General features: G+C 55.8%; 18 protein-coding genes, 1 tRNA gene and 2 pseudogenes. 13 read left to right on the top strand and 8 right to left on the bottom strand.

What is annotated here, in order from left to right:
• Positions 1-49: 49 nt before the first annotated feature.
• Positions 50-865: an inositol-phosphate phosphatase gene (gene suhB / locus AABC73_RS06195; protein WP_020292187.1), complete on the top strand. Its 816-nt coding sequence runs from the start codon at positions 50-52 to the stop codon at positions 863-865.
• Positions 866-922: 57 nt separating this feature from the next.
• On the opposite strand, the gene AABC73_RS06190 is transcribed toward suhB, so the two are convergent.
• The 6 genes from AABC73_RS06190 to queA all read right to left on the bottom strand — a co-directional run bounded on the left by AABC73_RS06190 (position 923) and on the right by queA (position 7,057).
• The gene (locus tag AABC73_RS06190) at positions 923-1,459 is read right to left on the bottom strand and encodes a glycine zipper 2TM domain-containing protein (protein WP_341522871.1); all 537 of its coding nucleotides are present in this window, start codon (positions 1,457-1,459) and stop codon (positions 923-925) included.
• A gap of 163 nt (positions 1,460-1,622) precedes the next feature.
• A complete protein-coding gene (secF, locus tag AABC73_RS06185) occupies positions 1,623-2,534 on the bottom strand; it encodes a protein translocase subunit SecF (protein WP_341522870.1) in 912 nt (303 codons plus the stop codon).
• 9 nt (positions 2,535-2,543) lie between these two features.
• A complete protein-coding gene (secD, locus tag AABC73_RS06180) occupies positions 2,544-4,412 on the bottom strand; it encodes a protein translocase subunit SecD (protein WP_341522869.1) in 1,869 nt (622 codons plus the stop codon).
• 62 nt (positions 4,413-4,474) lie between these two features.
• Positions 4,475-4,810: a preprotein translocase subunit YajC gene (yajC, locus tag AABC73_RS06175; protein ID WP_020292183.1), complete on the bottom strand. Its 336-nt coding sequence runs from the start codon at positions 4,808-4,810 to the stop codon at positions 4,475-4,477.
• Between the two features lie 52 nt (positions 4,811-4,862).
• Positions 4,863-5,978, bottom strand: a complete 1,116-nt coding sequence (gene tgt, locus AABC73_RS06170) for a tRNA guanosine(34) transglycosylase Tgt (protein WP_331152887.1) — start codon at positions 5,976-5,978, stop codon at positions 4,863-4,865.
• Positions 5,979-5,992: 14 nt separating this feature from the next.
• Positions 5,993-7,057, bottom strand: coding sequence for a tRNA preQ1(34) S-adenosylmethionine ribosyltransferase-isomerase QueA (queA, locus tag AABC73_RS06165; protein ID WP_331152886.1), 1,065 nt, complete (start codon positions 7,055-7,057; stop codon positions 5,993-5,995).
• A 108-nt stretch (positions 7,058-7,165) separates the two neighbouring features.
• On the opposite strand from queA, the gene AABC73_RS06160 reads away from it, so the two are divergent.
• Positions 7,166-7,250: transfer RNA gene (locus tag AABC73_RS06160), tRNA-Leu, on the top strand.
• A gap of 157 nt (positions 7,251-7,407) precedes the next feature.
• A pseudogene (locus AABC73_RS06155) lies at positions 7,408-7,596 on the top strand (Arm DNA-binding domain-containing protein); the annotation flags it as partial.
• Positions 7,597-7,752: 156 nt separating this feature from the next.
• Here AABC73_RS06155 and AABC73_RS06150 read toward each other — a convergent pair.
• Positions 7,753-8,661: an alpha/beta hydrolase gene (locus AABC73_RS06150; protein WP_341522868.1), complete on the bottom strand. Its 909-nt coding sequence runs from the start codon at positions 8,659-8,661 to the stop codon at positions 7,753-7,755.
• Between the two features lie 1,300 nt (positions 8,662-9,961).
• Here AABC73_RS06150 and AABC73_RS06145 point away from each other — a divergent pair.
• The 10 genes and pseudogenes from AABC73_RS06145 to AABC73_RS06100 all read left to right on the top strand — a co-directional run bounded on the left by AABC73_RS06145 (position 9,962) and on the right by AABC73_RS06100 (position 16,039).
• Entirely contained in the window at positions 9,962-10,354 is a 393-nt protein-coding gene (locus AABC73_RS06145; protein WP_341522867.1) for a VOC family protein, read from the top strand.
• 163 nt (positions 10,355-10,517) lie between these two features.
• Complete coding sequence (locus AABC73_RS06140; RefSeq protein ID WP_341522866.1) at positions 10,518-11,078, top strand: tat (twin-arginine translocation) pathway signal sequence; 561 nt, start codon at positions 10,518-10,520, stop codon at positions 11,076-11,078.
• A gap of 12 nt (positions 11,079-11,090) precedes the next feature.
• Positions 11,091-12,659 carry a GMC family oxidoreductase gene (locus tag AABC73_RS06135; protein ID WP_341522865.1) on the top strand — a complete coding sequence of 523 codons (1,569 nt, stop codon included), beginning with the start codon at positions 11,091-11,093 and terminating at the stop codon, positions 12,657-12,659.
• A 35-nt stretch (positions 12,660-12,694) separates the two neighbouring features.
• A pseudogene (locus tag AABC73_RS06130) lies at positions 12,695-12,848 on the top strand (hydroxyacylglutathione hydrolase); the annotation flags it as partial.
• Between the two features lie 106 nt (positions 12,849-12,954).
• Positions 12,955-13,254 (top strand): ribbon-helix-helix domain-containing protein, encoded by a 300-nt coding sequence (locus AABC73_RS06125; RefSeq protein WP_341522864.1) that lies wholly within the window; start codon positions 12,955-12,957, stop codon positions 13,252-13,254.
• Positions 13,255-13,282: 28 nt separating this feature from the next.
• Positions 13,283-13,651: a type II toxin-antitoxin system prevent-host-death family antitoxin gene (locus AABC73_RS06120; protein WP_341522863.1), complete on the top strand. Its 369-nt coding sequence runs from the start codon at positions 13,283-13,285 to the stop codon at positions 13,649-13,651.
• Between the two features lie 128 nt (positions 13,652-13,779).
• Positions 13,780-14,037 (top strand): PLD nuclease N-terminal domain-containing protein, encoded by a 258-nt coding sequence (locus AABC73_RS06115; RefSeq protein WP_020292170.1) that lies wholly within the window; start codon positions 13,780-13,782, stop codon positions 14,035-14,037.
• 147 nt (positions 14,038-14,184) lie between these two features.
• Positions 14,185-14,463: a hypothetical protein gene (locus AABC73_RS06110; protein ID WP_341522862.1), complete on the top strand. Its 279-nt coding sequence runs from the start codon at positions 14,185-14,187 to the stop codon at positions 14,461-14,463.
• 380 nt (positions 14,464-14,843) lie between these two features.
• Positions 14,844-15,728 (top strand): manganese catalase family protein, encoded by an 885-nt coding sequence (locus tag AABC73_RS06105; RefSeq protein ID WP_065835317.1) that lies wholly within the window; start codon positions 14,844-14,846, stop codon positions 15,726-15,728.
• Positions 15,729-15,784: 56 nt separating this feature from the next.
• Positions 15,785-16,039 carry a hypothetical protein gene (locus AABC73_RS06100; RefSeq protein ID WP_341522861.1) on the top strand — a complete coding sequence of 85 codons (255 nt, stop codon included), beginning with the start codon at positions 15,785-15,787 and terminating at the stop codon, positions 16,037-16,039.
• A 65-nt stretch (positions 16,040-16,104) separates the two neighbouring features.
• Here the strand turns inward: AABC73_RS06100 and AABC73_RS06095 are convergent, their stop codons facing one another.
• Positions 16,105-17,115 carry an NAD(P)-dependent alcohol dehydrogenase gene (locus AABC73_RS06095; RefSeq protein WP_341522860.1) on the bottom strand — a complete coding sequence of 337 codons (1,011 nt, stop codon included), beginning with the start codon at positions 17,113-17,115 and terminating at the stop codon, positions 16,105-16,107.
• Positions 17,116-17,280 lie beyond the last annotated feature (165 nt).

Here is a 17,280-nt window from a genome sequence, read left to right as displayed (position 1 = left end):
TTACGCCATAGAATGTTCGGCTTTCTTTAACGACCCAGGTGAAACGTCCATGCAGCCCATGCTGAATATCGCGCTGCGCGCCGCCCGCAGCGCCAGCGAATTGATTTTCCGCTCCATCGAGCGCCTGGATACCATCAAGGTCGATGAAAAAGGTGCGAAAGATTACGTCACCGAAATCGATCGTGCTGCCGAGCAACTGATCGTGACCGCCTTGCGCAAGGCTTATCCGACTCACGGCATCCTTGGGGAAGAAAGCGGCCTGCATGAAGGCTCCGGCGAAGGCGCCGATTACCTGTGGATCATTGATCCGCTGGACGGCACCACCAACTTCATTCGCGGCGTTCCGCACTTTGCCGTCAGCATCGCCTGCAAACACAAGGGCCGCCTGGCTCACGCCGTGGTTCTCGATCCGGTCCGCCAGGAAGAGTTCACCGCAAGTGCCGGCGGCGGCGCGCAACTCAACGGTCGTCGCATGCGTGTCAGCCCGCGCACCAGCCTTGAAGGCGCCCTGCTTGGCACCGGCTTCCCGTTCCGTGACAACCAGATGGATAACCTGGAAAACTATCTGGGCATGTTCCGCAGCCTGGTAGGCCAGACCGCCGGCATCCGTCGCGCAGGCGCTGCAAGCCTGGACCTGGCCTACGTGGCCGCCGGTCGTTTCGATGCGTTCTGGGAATCGGGCTTGTCCGAATGGGATATGGCTGCAGGCGCCCTGCTGATTCAGGAAGCCGGCGGTCTGGTCAGCGACTTCACAGGCGGTCACGACTTCCTGGAAAAAGGCCACATCGTTGCTGGCAACACCAAATGTTTCAAGGCCGTGCTGACCTCCATCGCACCGCACTTGCCTGCATCGCTGAAGCGCTAAGTCTCGGCGCATTAAAAAAACCGGCCTAGGCCGGTTTTTTTATGCCTGGGATAAAAACTACTGCTGACCCAGAACCAATTGACCTTCCTTGTTGACCGGAATCTGGTTGCCCGGATCGCGCTCCATACGCACCTGACCGACCTTGTCGTTGAGCTTGTACTTCACGTCATAACCCACAACCTTGTCGCTGATGTCATTGACCGTGTTGCAGCGCGTCTGCGTCGTGGTGTAGGTATCGCGGTTCTGCATGCCTTCCTGAACCTTGTTACCGGCGTATCCGCCACCGACTGCGCCAGCGACCGTCGCAAGCTTCTTGCCGTTACCGCCGCCGACCTGATTGCCCAGCAAACCGCCGGCAACCGCACCGATAACGCTGCCGACGATCTGATGCTGGTCCTTGACCGGTGCCTGACGTGTCACGGCTACATCCTTGCACACTTCACGCGGCGTCTTGATTTGCTGTTTGACAGGTTCGACTGCCAAAACTTCAGCATATTCAGGGCCGCTTTTAACGAGGCTGTAGGTGGCAACAGCACCGCCGGCAGTAACGACGGCAGCACCCAGCACAGCACCAACAAGCAACGATTTGTTCACGTGAACCTCCTGACCATCTCAAGCGCAGTGACCTGCGCGACTTGGGCCTACTGCCCGCTCAGCGCGAGCCGCGTGGCGGTTTACAGACCCAATCCTTGGAGCACAAAAAAAGGCGCGAGTTCAAAACTCGCGCCTTTCAGGTCATTGAGGTGAACGCGTCGTGTTATGGACGGTCGTCCACCTTCTCGGCGACCACTGGAGGAATCAGATCCTCGGAGGACAGGTTCAGCCAGATCAGCACCACGTTGGCGATATAGATCGACGAGTAGGTACCCGCCAATACGCCGATGAACAGCGCCACCGAGAATCCGTGCAGGCTGTCGCCACCAAACACCCACAGCGCGATGATCGCCAGCAAGGTCGAAACCGAGGTCGCAATCGTCCGCAGCAGGGTTTGCGTGGTGGAGATGTTGATGTTTTCGATCAACGAAGCCTTACGCAACAGACGGAAGTTTTCCCGGACCCGGTCGAATACCACGATGGTGTCGTTCAGCGAGTAGCCGATGATCGCCAAAACCGCCGCCAACACCGTGAGGTCGAAGGTGATCTGGAAGAACGACAGGATACCCATGGTCACGACCACGTCGTGGATCAGCGAGACGATTGCACCGACGGCGAACTTCCACTGGAAGCGGAACGCCAGGTAGATCAACACGCCGCCCAGCGCCATGAGCATGCCGAGGCCGCCCTGGTCGCGCAGCTCTTCACCGACCTGTGGACCGACGAATTCGACACGCTTGACGGTCGCCGGGTTATCGGCGCCCGACTTGCGCAGCGCTTCAGCTACCTGAGTGCCCAGTTGTGGATCTTCGCCAGGCATACGCACCAGCAGATCGGTGGTCGCGCCAAAACTCTGCACGACCGCGTCGTGATAACCGGCGGTTGCCAGTTCTTCACGTACTTTGCCCAGATCCGCAGGACGCTCGTAGGTCAGCTCGATGAGCGTACCGCCGGTGAAATCCAGACCGTAGTTCAGCCCTTTGGTGGCCCAACTGAACAACGCCAGGACGGTAAGGAGCATGGTAACGGCGAACGCAATATTGCGAACGCCCATGAAGTTAATGGTACGTAACATGTCAGCCCCTTAAATCCACAACTTCTTGAAGTCACGCCCGCCATAGATCAGGTTGACCATTGCGCGGGTCACCATGATGGCACTGAACATCGAGGTAAAGATGCCGAGCGACATGGTCACAGCAAAACCTTTGACCGGGCCGGTGCCCATCGCAAAGAGAATGCCGCCGACCAGCAGCGTGGTCAGGTTGGCGTCGAGAATCGCGGTATAGGCGCGATCGAAACCTTCGTTGATCGCCCGCTGCACAGTCATGCCGTTGGCGATCTCCTCACGAATACGCGAGAAGATCAGCACGTTGGCGTCCACCGCCATGCCCATGGTCAGCACGATACCGGCGATACCCGGCAGGGTCAGCGTCGCGCCCAGCATGGACATCAAGGCCAGCAGCATGACCATGTTCAGCGCCAGGGCAACCGTGGCGATCAGACCGAAGAAACGGTAGATGGCCATGATGAACAGCGAGACGAACAGCATGCCCCACAGCGAAGCGTCGATACCCTTGGTGATGTTGTCAGCACCCAGGCTCGGGCCGATGGTGCGTTCTTCAGCGAAGTACATCGGTGCAGCCAGACCACCGGCGCGCAACAGCAGCGCCAGTTCGGAAGCTTCACCCTGGCCGTTCAGGCCGGTGATCCGGAACGAACCGCCCAGCGGCGACTGAATGGTCGCCAGACTGATGATCTTCTTCTCTTCCTTGAAAGTCTGAGCCGGCACGTCTTTCTCGACGCCGTTGACCGTTTGCTTGGTGTAAGTAGTGGTCGGTTTTTGCTCGATGAAAATCACTGCCATGCTGCGACCCACATTGCTGCGCGTCGAGCGGCTCATCAGATCGCCACCATGGCCATCCAGGGTGATGTTCACTTGCGGACGACCGTGTTCGTCGAAGCCAGCCTTGGCGTCGGTTACCTGGTCACCGGTGATGATAAGGCCACGCTCAACCGGAGCTGCCGGACGACCGCCTTCGCGGAACTCGAACATCTCGGTGGTGGCCTTGGAATCATCAGGACCTGCGCCCAGACGGAACTCAAGGTTGGCGGTCTTGCCCAGAATACGCTTGGCTTCAGCGGTGTCCTGCACGCCCGGCAGCTCAACCACGATGCGGTTGGCGCCCTGACGCTGGACCAAAGGCTCGGCAACACCCAGCTCGTTGACCCGGTTACGCACGGTGGTCAAGTTCTGCTTGATCGAGTATTCGCGAATCTCGGCAACCTTGGCCGGAGTCATCGCCAGACGCAGTACGGGAATACCGTTCAGATCGGCCGGGACGATATCGAAATCGGTGAAATTCTTGCGGATCAGTGCACGGGCTTCATCGCGAGCGGCTTCATCACTGAAACCCAGCTGAATAGCGCCGTTGAGTTGCGGCAGGCTGCGATAACGCGATTTTTCCTTGCGCAACAGGCTTTTCACTTCGCCTTCATAAACCTTCATGCGCGCGTCGAGCGCCTTGTCCATGTCGACTTCCAGCAGGAAGTGCACACCACCGGACAAGTCCAGACCCATCTTCATCGGGCTGGCACCCAGATGACGCAGCCATGTCGGCGTGGTGCGGGCCAGGTTCAGTGCGACGACATAGTCATCACCCAAAGCCTTGCGCGCGACATCCTTGGCCGGCAACTGGTCTTCTTGTTTACTCAGACGCAACAAACCGCCTTTGCCATTCTCAGCCAGGGAGGAAGCCTTGACCGCGATACCTGCATCGGTAAGCGCCTTGCCGACACGATCGAGATCAGCCTGATTGACCTGCAACGCCGTGCTCGCGCCGGTGATCTGGATCGCCGCATCATCAGGATAGAGATTGGGTGCGGAATAAATAAAACCGACCACCAGCACCGCCAGGATCAGTAGGTATTTCCACAGAGGGTATTTGTTCAGCATCACGCCGCCCGTATAACGCGGGGCGCCTTGCGCGCCCCGTCGATTGGTAAAAGACTGAAACCTTAGATCGCTTTCAGGGTGCCCTTTGGCAGGGTGGCGGCAATAGCGCCCTTCTGAATTTTCAGCTCAACAGTGTCGGACACTTCGATAACTACGAAGTCATCGGTCACTTTGTTGATCTTGCCAGCGATACCGCCGGAGGTGACAACTTCGTCGCCCTTCTGCAAGTTGCCGAGCAGGTTCTTCTGCTCTTTGGCGCGCTTGGCCTGCGGACGCCAGATCATCAGATAGAAGATGACCAGGAAACCGACCAGGAAAATCCATTCAAAGCCACCGCCCATAGGGCCTGCGGCCGGTGCAGCAGCATCCGCGAAAGCGGAAGAGATGAAAAAGCTCATTTAGCACTCCAGTTGCAAAATTAGTAAGAAAAGCTGAAAAAACTCAGTTCAATCAATCCAAAGGCGGCACGGGAAGGCCGCGTTTAGCGTAGAAGGCATCGACAAAGGCGGCCAATGTACCCTGTTGAATAGCCTCGCGCAAACCAGCCATGAGCAGCTGGTAATGCCGCAAATTATGGATCGTATTGAGCATGCTCCCCAGCATTTCGCCGCACTTGTCCAGATGATGCAGATAAGCACGGGAGAAGTTCTTGCAGGTGTAGCAATCGCACGTCGGATCCAGCGCCGAATCGTCATGACGATGGAACGCGTTACGGATCTTCAGCACACCTGTATCAATGAACAAATGACCATTGCGGGCATTGCGGGTCGGCATCACGCAATCGAACATGTCGATTCCGCGGCGCACACCCTCCACCAGATCTTCCGGCTTGCCTACACCCATAAGGTAACGAGGTTTGTCAGCTGGCATCTGGCCCGGCAGATAATCCAGCACTTTGATCATCTCGTGCTTGGGCTCGCCCACCGACAGACCGCCAATGGCCAGGCCGTCGAAGCCGATCTGATCCAGGCCTTCGAGGGAGCGCATGCGCAGGTTTTCATGCATGCCGCCCTGCACGATACCGAACAGCGCCGCCGTGCTTTCGCCGTGAGCGATCTTCGAGCGCTTGGCCCAGCGCAGGGACAATTCCATGGATACCCGGGCGACATCTTCATCGGCCGGATAAGGCGTGCATTCGTCGAAGATCATCACGATGTCCGAGCCCAGGTCACGCTGGACCTGCATCGACTCTTCCGGGCCCATGAACACTTTGGCGCCATCGACCGGGGAAGCGAAGGTCACGCCCTCTTCCTTGATCTTGCGCATGGCGCCGAGGCTGAACACCTGGAAGCCGCCGGAGTCGGTCAGAATCGGGCCGTTCCACTGCATGAAATCGTGCAGGTCGCCGTGCGCCTTGATGACTTCGGTGCCCGGACGCAGCCACAAGTGGAAGGTGTTGCCGAGGATCATCTGCGCGCCGGTGGCTTCGATGTCCCGTGGCAGCATGCCCTTGACCGTACCGTAAGTGCCCACCGGCATGAACGCCGGGGTTTCGACCACGCCGCGCGGAAAGGTCAGACGACCACGACGCGCCTTGCCGTCAGTGGCCAACAACTCGAAAGACATACGACTGGTGCGGGTCATGCGTGATCCTCTGGGCCCGATGCTGCAGGAGCGGTCGGCGCGGGATTGCGGGTGATGAACATCGCATCACCGTAACTGAAAAAGCGGTAGCCATGCTCAACCGCTGCCGCATAGGCAGCCATGGTCTCGGGGTAACCGGCGAACGCCGAAACCAGCATCAGCAGCGTGGATTCAGGCAAATGAAAGTTGGTCACCAGGGCATCGACCACATGAAACGGACGCCCCGGAAAAATAAAGATATCGGTATCGCCGCTGAACGGCTTCAACACGCCATCGCGGGCCGCGCTTTCCAGCGAACGCACGCTGGTGGTGCCCACGGCAATCACCCGCCCGCCGCGTTCGCGACAGGCTGCTACCGCATCGACGACTTCCTGGCTGACTTCCAGCCACTCGTTGTGCATGTGGTGATCTTCCAGACGCTCGACGCGCACCGGCTGAAACGTCCCCGCGCCAACGTGTAGCGTCACGAACGCCAGCTCGACGCCTTTGGCAACGATGGCATCCAGCAGCGGCTGATCGAAATGCAGGCCCGCCGTCGGCGCAGCCACCGCACCGGCGCGCTCGGCATAGACCGTCTGATAACGCTCGCGGTCGGCGCTGTCGTCCGGGCGGTCTATATAAGGAGGCAGCGGCATGTGCCCGACCCGCTCGAGCAACGGCAAGACCGGTTCAGCGAAACGCAGCTCGAACAGCGTGTCATGGCGCACCACCATCTCGGCCTCGCCACCGCCGTCGATCAGGATCGTCGAACCCGGCTTGGGCGACTTGCTCGACCGCACGTGGGCCAGCACGCGATAGGTGTCCAGAACCCGCTCGACCAGAATCTCCAGCTTGCCGCCGGACGCCTTCTGGCCGAATAAACGGGCCGGAATCACACGGGTATTGTTGAACACCATCAAATCGCCGGGGCGCACATGCTCCAGCAAATCAGAGAAATGACGATGTGCCAGCGCGCCGCTAACCCCGTCAAGGGTCAACAAACGACTGCTGCGGCGCTCGGCCAAAGGATGGCGAGCGATCAGGGAATCAGGGAGTTCGAAGGTAAAGTCAGCAACGCGCATGATGGGGTTCGTCTAGCAGGGCCGTGAAGTTTAGCGGAAGAAGACAAAATTGACTATGAAAGGTGATTGACCAACGGTAATACCGTCTGTAGACTTCGCCGCCATTGAGCCCTGATGGCGGAATCGGTAGACGCGGCGGATTCAAAATCCGTTTTCGAAAGGAGTGGGAGTTCGAGTCTCCCTCGGGGCACCATATAGCAGTATCTGAAAGTCTCTACCAGACTCTCAGACCCAAAGAAACCGGCCACTTGAGCCGGTTTTTTTGTGCCTATCTGTATACCCCTGTCTCTCCCTATCCGTTGTATCCCTGCTTGTATCCTGCAAAAAACACCGAACTTTGGGATACAAGGATGAAGCGTTCTGAAATCAAACGTCGCCCCCTTCCTGATACGACCCTCGCAGGATTAGAGCCTGATTCGAAGGAGTACAGGGAGCTGGATGGAAATGGCCTGTACTTCAGGGTAAAGCCTTACAGTGGGAAATCTTGGCAGCCTCGTTACAAACGTCCGGCGGGCAATTGGCCATGGATGGGGCTCGGGGCACCAGTTGGAGCGGTTCATACCAAACGCAGTGCTGGAGGTGTTTCCATAGTCGGCTATGACATTGGCCATGCTATGAGTAGAACGTCAGCTGCCGTCCCCCCCAGTGGCCGCCTTCAGTCCTGACGGAAGAACACTGACCAGGCTCTGCGTCACTCATTTACCAAGGAACGTCTCAACAGTACTGGCGAACCGTTCGGGCTGGTCAAGCATCACAAAGTGAAAACTGCCGTCAATGCGTGTGAACTGGACATTGGATGTCGAGGCATAGGCGCGATGGAACAGCGCATCGACGTTGGATGAAGGTACGCCATACAAGGGGTCGTATGCGTAAACGACCTCGACTGGCGCTCTGATGTGACTCAGTTCAGGGCGCAAATCGGTGACCATCAATTCATACACAGCATTTGCCACGGCTCTACGATCAGAATTGATGCTCGCAGCGAGTACGCAGGGCCTGGATGCTTGGGTTTTTACAAGCCGGGCGATGGATAATTTTTGCATGTTTTCGGTTTGTTCCGCAGATGCAGCCAACAGAGAATCACGCATCTGTACCGCATGTGGGGCCACTGTTTCGCTGGTCGCCGAAGGATTCATCAATAAGCTGTAGAAGGGCAAGGCATCGACGATCATCAAGCGACCCACCAAGTCTGGATGCCGAGCCCCAAGCATCAATGCAGCTTCGCCCCCAAGTGAGTGGCCGATGATCACCGGTGCATGGATATGCTGGGCGCGGATGTATTCAGCAATCGCTTCGACCGCAGGGGCCATGACTCCCCCTTCTGTATCGAGCGGAGCAGGCGAGCCGGCAAAACCTGCCAGTTGGATGAGATGAAGGCGATGGCTTTGACGTAATCTAGAGACCAGATCCGCCCATACCTCGCGGGACGAGGCAAGTCCCGGGATTAATATGACGTCCTTGCCAGCCCCCTCGACCTGCACAGAAATACGCCGCTGCTCGGAATGCCCCGCTGACGGAGATGGCAACTGATCGGATGCTGCCGATAGCGTCGCTGACAGCAACCATAATAAGGCACCCACCGTCGCCAAAATCTTCGCACGCATCAGATCCACCTAACCGCTTGATGCGCTGCAATACTAGCGGACACGTAAGCTGTACAAATGATCAGCAGCGTCATAGCCCTTCCTTTGACTATCAAGAGGCGGACACTATAGGGGCCATCTACGCTACGTGAAACCCCGGAAATCGGACATCTGGGTCAGGTCGAAAGCGGACTAGGTGGAAGGTCTGCTCTTGGCCGCTTGCGTTCTACATTTGCCCAAATCTGTAGATGCTGCTGTAACACCTATCTTGCTTGTAACACCCAAGAAACGTGGAAGCTTAGTGGTATGCAACACCAATAAAAATCATTAAATTCAATGAGTTAATTTTAATTGCAACACCCGCAACACCTGTAACACGTCTTTTTCGTGCCCCATACCCCAATGGTGATCAAGCCATCAGCGGGTGCAATACTGGCTGGTAACGACTGATGCAGAATTCGAATGTTGGGTCGCCGAGTGCCGGGGCGTTTGTAGGGCGGTCTACCAAGGGGGGATGCATCAATTGGGTAGCCAAATCGCCAGGGACCCTGTGAATGTTCGGTGGGTACGGGGTCGGAAACCCGTGCGTTCGTGTTAGCGGCTGGATTTTTTGAGTTGGTTGACAGGTTGACGAGGTTGACACCTACCACCATGGTTGGCGCCATGCAGGCGTTCACTATCAGCAACAGATAAAGCCATCTTTACCGAAGCTGTAACGATGGCCCTCTTTCTTCAAGATCCTTTCTTTAAACGATTGAAATTTCAGTAACTTCCGGCACTTCCCACTAACTCGATCCCGCGGATTTCCTGCCCCGTGTCTTGATTAAGCCCCTAGGGTCCCCGGCTACATTTCCAGAACCAAAAAAATTAGTAGCCTCCATTCTCCTCTCCGACCACAACCGCTTTCGGTTTATAAGTTTGAGGAGAATCAATATCCAAGAACGTGACTCCGAGACTTTCAAATAAAACCGCAACCGGATCCGCGACAATATTTGAAATATTGATAATCGACCACCTAGCAAATCAAAGCATCCAACCCTGCCGAAACACCATTCACCCAGTGATAGCTCGGCTCCTGTCTGCTGGTGAAACCCACAGGCAGCAAGTATTGGCACTTCCTATACGGCTCTCAGGGTCGAGCGGCGACATCAGTCACATTTCTCAGCTCCACTCGTGATCATTCACAAAGGAAGCAAAAATTCCATACCTCTGTACCAACGTAGTAGCCCTCTATTACCCACCTGGGTCACGTCCGCCTCATCATGAAATCGCAAGTGCTTGACCAAAAATCCAGGAATCACGAAAACCGTAGGTAGATGGAATGGCAAAATTTATTCATACCATGATCCGTGTGGGCGACCTCGACCAGTCGATGAAGTTTTACCAGGACGTGTTTGGGCTCAGAGAAACTCATCGCCTGGAGTTCGACGATTTCTCGCTGGTCTACCTGCGGGATTTCGAGAGCGGCGCAGAAATCGAGCTAACCTGGAACAAGGGGCAGAGCGAGTACACCCATGGCAGTGGCTACGGTCATGCCGCCTTTGTCGTCGAGGATCTGGACCAGCAGTTCAATCGACTGGTGGATCTGAAATTGTCACCGGCCCCCATCAAGGAATTTAAAAGAAATGGCGTTTTGCTCGCACGATTCTTTTTTATTCAGGATCCCGACGGTTACAAAATTGAAGTGTTACAGCGTGGTGGCCACTATCAATGAACATTTGAATTTCCAAATGCCGTCGGACTAAGCACTGCCAGCTTAGAACCAAAAACCTCAGATCCATTTGATCTCCAACAGGAGTGATTTTCCCCTTCAAACCGCACTCCATGATTCGACCGTGACGTTGTCATTCCTAATAAAAATAAAAAGGAGACATTTCATGCAAGACGTAACTCTCAATCGTCGCCGCTTTCTGCAAGGCAGCGGTGGGTTGTTGTTGGGCACACTTATATTCGGCTCAGGCCCCATCGCCCTGCTGGCTCCCAGCCGATCATGGGCCATGGAAATGAACACCCTTAGTAGCGAAGTAGCGGCGAAACTGCTGCTGGTGATTCGCCGCGTTTACCCCCATGACCGCATGGAAGATGCTGTCTACGCCTTTGCCGTAAAAGCGCTTGACGAGCGTGCATCCACTGACCCCTCCGTACTCCCACTGCTTGATAAAGGTCTTTCCGAACTCGACCGACTGGCGGGCGGCAACTGGACAAGTCTCGATGAAATCAGGCAGGTCGCCCTGCTTGAAGAAATCCAGCATTCCGACTTTTTCATTTTGATCAGAGGCACGTCAGTCAACTCGCTATACAGCAACGAATTGGCTTACCAGCATTTCGGTTACGAAGGCGCCTCCTTTCCTAAGGGCGGATATCTGATGCGTGGCTTCAACGATCTGAAGTGGCTGCCCGCCGCTCCAGCAGAAGCCAGTCCCAGCGCTTTTTCTTGAGGAGTAACCAGCATGACAACTTACAGTTTTGACGATGATTCCGTAGTAGTGATCATAGGTTCCGGTGCGGGTGGCGGGACACTCGCCAACGAGTTGTGCCAAAAGGGCATACCGGTCGTTCTTCTCGAAGCAGGTGAGCGTCAATCCACAGCGACCTTCATCAATGATGAATGGCCTTCGTTTCAACAGCTCTCCTGGGGCGATACACGCACGACGTCTGGCACTTGGCAGATCGCCAAGGACTTTCCCAATCTACCCGCCTGGATCTGCAAAACGGTGGGTGGCACCACCACTCATTGGGCCGGAGCGAGCATCCGCTTACAAGAACACGAGTTTCGCGCACGGCAGACTTACGGCGACGTAAAAGGAGCGAACCTGCTGGACTGGCCATTGACGCTGGCGGAACTGGAGCCCTATTACACCCGTGCCGAGGACAAGATGGGTGTCACTCGCACCAACGACATTCCCGGCCTGCCCGGCAACAACAACTTCCAAGTGATGTACAACGGTGCAATGAAGCTTGGCTACAAACACTGCTCGACTGGACGCATGGCCATCAACAGCCGCGCCCGCGCAGGACGCGCGCAGTGCATGCAACTTGGGTTCTGCTTTCAAGGCTGCAAAATGGGGGCGAAGTGGTCAACGCTCTACACTGAAATTCCGGCCGCCGAAGCGACCGGCAAGCTTGAGTTGCGAACCCAAGCCCATGCGGTTCGGATCGAACATGATGCCAAAGGTCGTGCCAGCGCCGTTGTCTATGCTGACGCAAAGGGCGAGTTACACCGGCAGAAAGGCCGCATCATCGCGATAGCCGGTAATGCAATCGAAACCCCCAGACTGCTCTTGAACTCTTCCAGCACCTTATTTCCCCACGGGCTGGCCAACGGATCGGGCATGGTCGGCAAGCACTACATGCGCCACACCACCGGCTCCGTTTTCGCCGAGTTCAGCGATCCTGTGCACTTCTACCGAGGCACGATAATGGCGGGCCTGATCAGTGACGAGGTGCATTTCAATCCTGATCGCGGCTTTGTCGGCGGCTACGAAATGGAAACCGTCTCTCTCGGGCCATCGTTCATGGCAGCATTTTTCAATCCAGGTGCATGGGGCAAGGATTTTACCCGTGTCATGGACAATTACACTCACCTTGCCGGCATGTGGATAGTGGGCGAAGACATGCCTCGCGAGAGCAATCGCATCACATTGAGCAATGACACCAAGGATCGTTTCGGGATATCCGTGGCCAACGTTCACTACGACGATCATCCAAATGACATTGCCATGCGTGAACACGCCTTCAAACAAGGCAGCGCGGTATACGAAGCGGTTGGCGCGCTCAAGACCCACCGGGTTCCGCCTTATCCTTCCACCCATAACCTGGGCACGTGTCGCATGAGTCTCAAAGAGGCGGATGGTGTCTGCAATAAACATGGCCAGTGCCATGAGGTGCCTAACCTGTTCATCTCGGACGGGAGTCAATTCACCACGAGTGGCGCGGAGAATCCGACCCTGACAATCGTCAGCCTGGCCATTCGACAAGCCGACTACATTGCCCAATCGCTCAAGGCCAAGGCCGCATGACAGCGCAAAATCCAGGCGGCCGGGAAGTCTGAGAGTTGAGGGCGTTCAGCGACAATTACATTTGGTCGCTGCTCTGCCTGGAGGAGAAACGCTGTGCAGTCGTTGATCCAGGGGGACGCGCAACCTGTCATTGACTGGTTACGCGCGCACCCGCAATGGACGCTTGGCGATGTTTTGATCACACATCACTAAAGCGACTGCAACCTCTGCAGGAGTACGCAGGTGTAGTATCTGACTATTACCCCCTCTTGTATAAAGAGGACAATGATTCTGATTTTTCCGGGAGGATCTTAAAATGTGCGAACTGTATATTAAAGCCGATCCAATTCTTTATGAGTCTCGGTCACGCTCATTGCGCATACATGGCGTGATCACGACGTTGCGGCTGGAAAACCAGTTTTGGGACATCCTCACGGAGATGGCTGCCGGGGAAGGTCTTACCACCAACCAATTGATCACCAATCTCTACGAAGAGATCACCAAAGCTCGCGACGAAGTGGTGAACTTTTCCTCGTTCCTGCGCGTTTGTTGCACTCGATACCTGGCTCAACAGCGCGGTGCTGCGCCTCTTAAGCTGGTTAACCGCACTGCATGATTAGAAACCGGCCATTGGAGGCAATATCATGCAAACCCATAATATTCACGCCGCCAAGACACACTTCTCGCAGCGTGTAGACGCTGCAGCTGGCGGGGAAACGATCATCATCGCGAAAGCAGGCGTACCCGTAGCGAAGCTGGTCCCAATCGAAGCTCCCAAGCGGCGTGGGATGCTACCCAATGTGAGATTTAATGCAGAAGCTTCGGATGCAATGGACGCGGGCTATGTTGAACTGCCCATCACATCTGCCCACGGACTGACAGTTGGCGCCCTGCCCCTCCATCACCGCGACCCGTTTGATCGCATTATCGTTTCGCAAGCTATGGCTGAGGGGATCAGCCCGGTCACCAATGACAGCGCTATGCGCGCTTATCCTCATACCATTATCGTCTGACATGCGAGCGTCCCTGGTGCAGACAACATTGGCAAAAGCGCCGAGCCGCGAAGGATTTGTCCCCGCATACAACACTGAACCCTTTGCGCATCACCCTGCCTAAACAGTTACAACCAAGGGGGAGATGTATGGAACTCAAACAAATCTGGGACGTGCTGGCGAATATCATGGACGCTCCGCTGGTCTGGATATCCGTTGTGACGCTACTTATCGTTGCCGTGCTGTGGGCGGTGACCCGGGTCATGAAGAGCGATGGCCAGCGCGAAAGCAAGGCGCTATGGATCATCGTACTGGTGTTTGTTCCGGTTCTCGGGCTGCTGGCCTGGGCGGTTGCGGGCCCGAAAGCCAAAACAGCAGGTTCCGATCCGCTTCAACAACGAAATTGAAGCCTGATGCGACCCTAAGCTTGCGATTCACAAAACCGGCCACTGAGCCGGTTTTTTTGTGCCTGGCATTTAGCGTTATGAAACGGTCAGTTAAATAACCATAAATCAGCAGCTTAGGTTTGCTATATTTCGCCGCATCAAATCGCCATGTCGTTCGGCGCAGCACTGACCTGGAAGGGAATCAACATGGGTCTCACCAAAGAAAACCAACAACTTCAGAATGCTCTGGTCTCGGCGGCCCACCTGCTGCGATGGTCTTTGGCCAATATGCTCAAGGAAGCCAACAGCCTCTCTGATAGCGGCAAGCATGCTGAAGCCCAGGCCCTGATTGAGTTTTCGGCCAATTATCAAGAATCCGAATCCAGCCTGCTGAGCTACGCCTCCGAAGTTCGCGATGGCCTGATCAGCAAAACCAGCGCTGCCTGACCAGCGGCACTCACCGAGCTCAAGCCTTGTTCTTGCTGGCTTCAGGCACGGCACCGCAACGCTGTCCAGGCATGCCTTCGCTGACCTGCACTTAACACGGCGCCTGTGCCAGGCAGTGTTATCAATCGGATCATGGATGTGCGGTCGGCTTCTGGCTTATACCTGAGCGGGCATCGCGTCCACAGTGAAGACATCACCCAAAAAGATAAACAGGCAACTCTTTTAACACTCAAATGGATTTATCTATTACCCACCTCTATTTTTTTATGACCATTCGTCAACTTGGCTGAACAGCTTTCACGGCTCGGCGCTCCCTTTACTGTGGCCAATCATATGTCCACCGACAGCCGTTTTGGCTTAATAAGATGAGGAACCGAACCATGTTCATTCATAACAAGCGTTTGCAGTACACCGTGCGTGTCGCACGACCTGATCCAGGTTTGGCCAATCTTCTTCTGGAGCAGTTCGGTGGTGCTCAAGGTGAACTGGCAGCAGCGGCACGCTACTTCACTCAAGCGTTGGCAGAAGAGGATGCAGGTCGTAAAGACTTGTTGATGGATATCGCCACGGAAGAACTTAGCCACCTGGAAATTATCGGTTCGATTATTTGCATGCTGAACCGTGGCGGCAAAGGTCAGTTGGCCGAAGGCGTACAGCAGGAAGGTGAGTTGTATCGTGCAATCAATGGCGCGGGCAATGATTCGCATATTACTTCTTTGCTCTACGGCTGCGGTGCGCCACTGACCAACTCGGCCGGTGTGCCATGGACAGCGGCGTATGTCGATACTATCGGCGAACCGACTGCGGACTTCCGTTCCAATATCGCGGCAGAAGCACGGGCGAAGATCGTTTACGAGCGCCTGATGAATGTGACGGATGATCCAGGTATCAAAGAAGCGCTGGGCTTTTTGATGACCCGGGAAATCGCGCACCAGAAGTCGTTCGAAAAAGCGCTGCACTCGATCCAGCCAAACTTCCCGCAAGGCAAACTGCCTGGCATGCCTGAGTTCGCCAACGTGTACTTCAACATGTCGGCCGGCGAGCCGAACCTGCGTGGCCCATGGAATGAAGGCGACGAGTGGGAATATGTGGAATCACCACAACCTGCAGTAGATGGCGGTGACGGTACCGCATCGGTCGAGTTGTCCACCGATGACGAAGCCGTGTTGTTGACCATGAAGGAACGCACCATGTCCGATCCGGATGCCAACCCGATTACCGGTGCGGATCTGGGTTCAGGTTACGTGCAAGGTAAAGATCTGTAAGACCATTAACCTGTGAAATAGACTGACTGACCAAAACTTAAAAGAGGAGGTGGACAATGCATTTGTCTGAGGATGAGACTCGCCTTGTAAATGACGAAGAACTTAATGCGTTGCTGGCGACTCCTGCAACGTTTGATTCAACCGTTAAACGCTTTGAAGTTCAGGCGCGGGATATCAAACGTGGTTTTCAGGTAAACCAGGCTATCAACTCATTGAGAGTGCCGGGCAGTTCCGATCATTCGGCTTCGCCGGACTCGAAACGCAAGTACGCTTCGGTGACTTACACGTCAGGCAAGTCGAAACAACCGTGACAATTAAATGTGCATAGCAAAAGATAGAGCAAGCCTGCATGCAGGCTTGCTCGCTGTGCCTGAAGTTAGATATCCAGACAGATCTTGCCGAAGTGTTGATTGGTTTCCTGGTAACGGAACGCGTCAACTATTTCACTCAACGGAAAGTGCCGATCAATAACCGGGCGCATACCACTGGCATTGATCGCGCGAATCATATCCTGCTGTTGTGTGCGACTGCCTACCAGCACGCCTTGGAGACGCAACTGTTTGACCAATGCTGGCACGAATGAAAGCTGCCCGGCAACGCCCGTCAAAATACCAATCACCGAGATATGCCCGCCAACCCGAGCAGCAATCATCGATTGCTCCAGCGTCGATGGCCCGCCTACTTCTATTACGTGATCCACGCCTCGGCCGCCAGTCAATGCCCGCGCGGTCTCCCCCCAATTGGTGTCCTTGCGGTAGTTGATCAGGTGATCAGCGCCCATCGCTTTCAGACGGCTGAGCTTTTCGTCGCTGGAGGACGTTGCAATGACCGTCGCGCCAGCCATTTTCGCGAACTGCAAGGCGAAGATGGAGACGCCGCCGGTGCCCTGAATCAGCACGGTATCGCCAGGCTTGAGAGAGTCGTCGGCCATCAGCGCACGCCAGGCGGTCAAACCGGCGGTGGTCAGCGTGGCGGCTTCGGCGTGGCTGTAACCGGTTGGCGCCAGGGTGAATGAAGTGGCGCGCGCCGTTACCTGCTCACGGGCGTAACCGTCGATGCCATCGCCGGGCACGCTGACGAAACCTTCGACCAGGGGCGTGCCATCGATCCAGTCCGGGAAGAAGGTGCTGACCACCGAATCACCGACCTTGAATTCGCTGACGCCCTCGCCCACGGCGATGACTTCACCCGCACCATCGGCCATGGGAATGCGCGCCTCGCTAGGGCCCCACATGCCGCTGACGACAGCGAAGTCATGGTAGTTCAGGGAATTGGCGCGTAACCGCACGCTGATCTCGCCGACGTGTGGCGCACGGACTTCGCTATCGCCGATTGTGACGTTGTCATAACCGCCGCCTGCTTGTACGTAAATGGTTTTGTTGCTCATGAGGTGTTCCTCTTGGCTTGATGTAGTCGTAGGAGCGAGGCTTGCCCGCGAAGAGGCCGGTACAGCCGCCTGTCTTCTGAACATCTGGCATGGCCTTCGCGGGCAAGCCTCGCTCCAACAGAACGCATTAAAATTCAGCTCTTCGATTCATCATTACGCATAATG

Source organism: Pseudomonas sp. G.S.17 (genome assembly GCF_038096165.1).
Taxonomy (GTDB): Bacteria; Pseudomonadota; Gammaproteobacteria; order Pseudomonadales; family Pseudomonadaceae; genus Aquipseudomonas.
Note: the sequence above shows the minus strand (reverse complement) of the source record. Positions and strands in the feature narration are given on the sequence as shown.

Bases quoted from the DNA above. Each gene is read 5' to 3' on its own strand.
- suhB (WP_020292187.1), top strand. From the start codon at position 50: ATGCAGCCCATGCTGAATATCGCGCTGCGCGCCGCCCGCAGCGCCAGC.
- secF (WP_341522870.1), bottom strand. From the start codon at position 2,534: ATGTTACGTACCATTAACTTCATGGGCGTTCGCAATATTGCGTTCGCC.
- secD (WP_341522869.1), bottom strand. From the start codon at position 4,412: ATGCTGAACAAATACCCTCTGTGGAAATACCTACTGATCCTGGCGGTG.
- yajC (WP_020292183.1), bottom strand. From the start codon at position 4,810: ATGAGCTTTTTCATCTCTTCCGCTTTCGCGGATGCTGCTGCACCGGCC.
- tgt (WP_331152887.1), bottom strand. From the start codon at position 5,978: ATGTCTTTCGAGTTGTTGGCCACTGACGGCAAGGCGCGTCGTGGTCGT.
- queA (WP_331152886.1), bottom strand. From the start codon at position 7,057: ATGCGCGTTGCTGACTTTACCTTCGAACTCCCTGATTCCCTGATCGCT.
- AABC73_RS06150 (WP_341522868.1), bottom strand. From the start codon at position 8,661: ATGCGTGCGAAGATTTTGGCGACGGTGGGTGCCTTATTATGGTTGCTG.
- AABC73_RS06145 (WP_341522867.1), top strand. From the start codon at position 9,962: ATGGCAAAATTTATTCATACCATGATCCGTGTGGGCGACCTCGACCAG.
- AABC73_RS06140 (WP_341522866.1), top strand. From the start codon at position 10,518: ATGCAAGACGTAACTCTCAATCGTCGCCGCTTTCTGCAAGGCAGCGGT.
- AABC73_RS06135 (WP_341522865.1), top strand. From the start codon at position 11,091: ATGACAACTTACAGTTTTGACGATGATTCCGTAGTAGTGATCATAGGT.
- AABC73_RS06125 (WP_341522864.1), top strand. From the start codon at position 12,955: ATGTGCGAACTGTATATTAAAGCCGATCCAATTCTTTATGAGTCTCGG.
- AABC73_RS06120 (WP_341522863.1), top strand. From the start codon at position 13,283: ATGCAAACCCATAATATTCACGCCGCCAAGACACACTTCTCGCAGCGT.
- AABC73_RS06115 (WP_020292170.1), top strand. From the start codon at position 13,780: ATGGAACTCAAACAAATCTGGGACGTGCTGGCGAATATCATGGACGCT.
- AABC73_RS06110 (WP_341522862.1), top strand. From the start codon at position 14,185: ATGTCGTTCGGCGCAGCACTGACCTGGAAGGGAATCAACATGGGTCTC.
- AABC73_RS06105 (WP_065835317.1), top strand. From the start codon at position 14,844: ATGTTCATTCATAACAAGCGTTTGCAGTACACCGTGCGTGTCGCACGA.
- AABC73_RS06100 (WP_341522861.1), top strand. From the start codon at position 15,785: ATGCATTTGTCTGAGGATGAGACTCGCCTTGTAAATGACGAAGAACTT.
- AABC73_RS06095 (WP_341522860.1), bottom strand. From the start codon at position 17,115: ATGAGCAACAAAACCATTTACGTACAAGCAGGCGGCGGTTATGACAAC.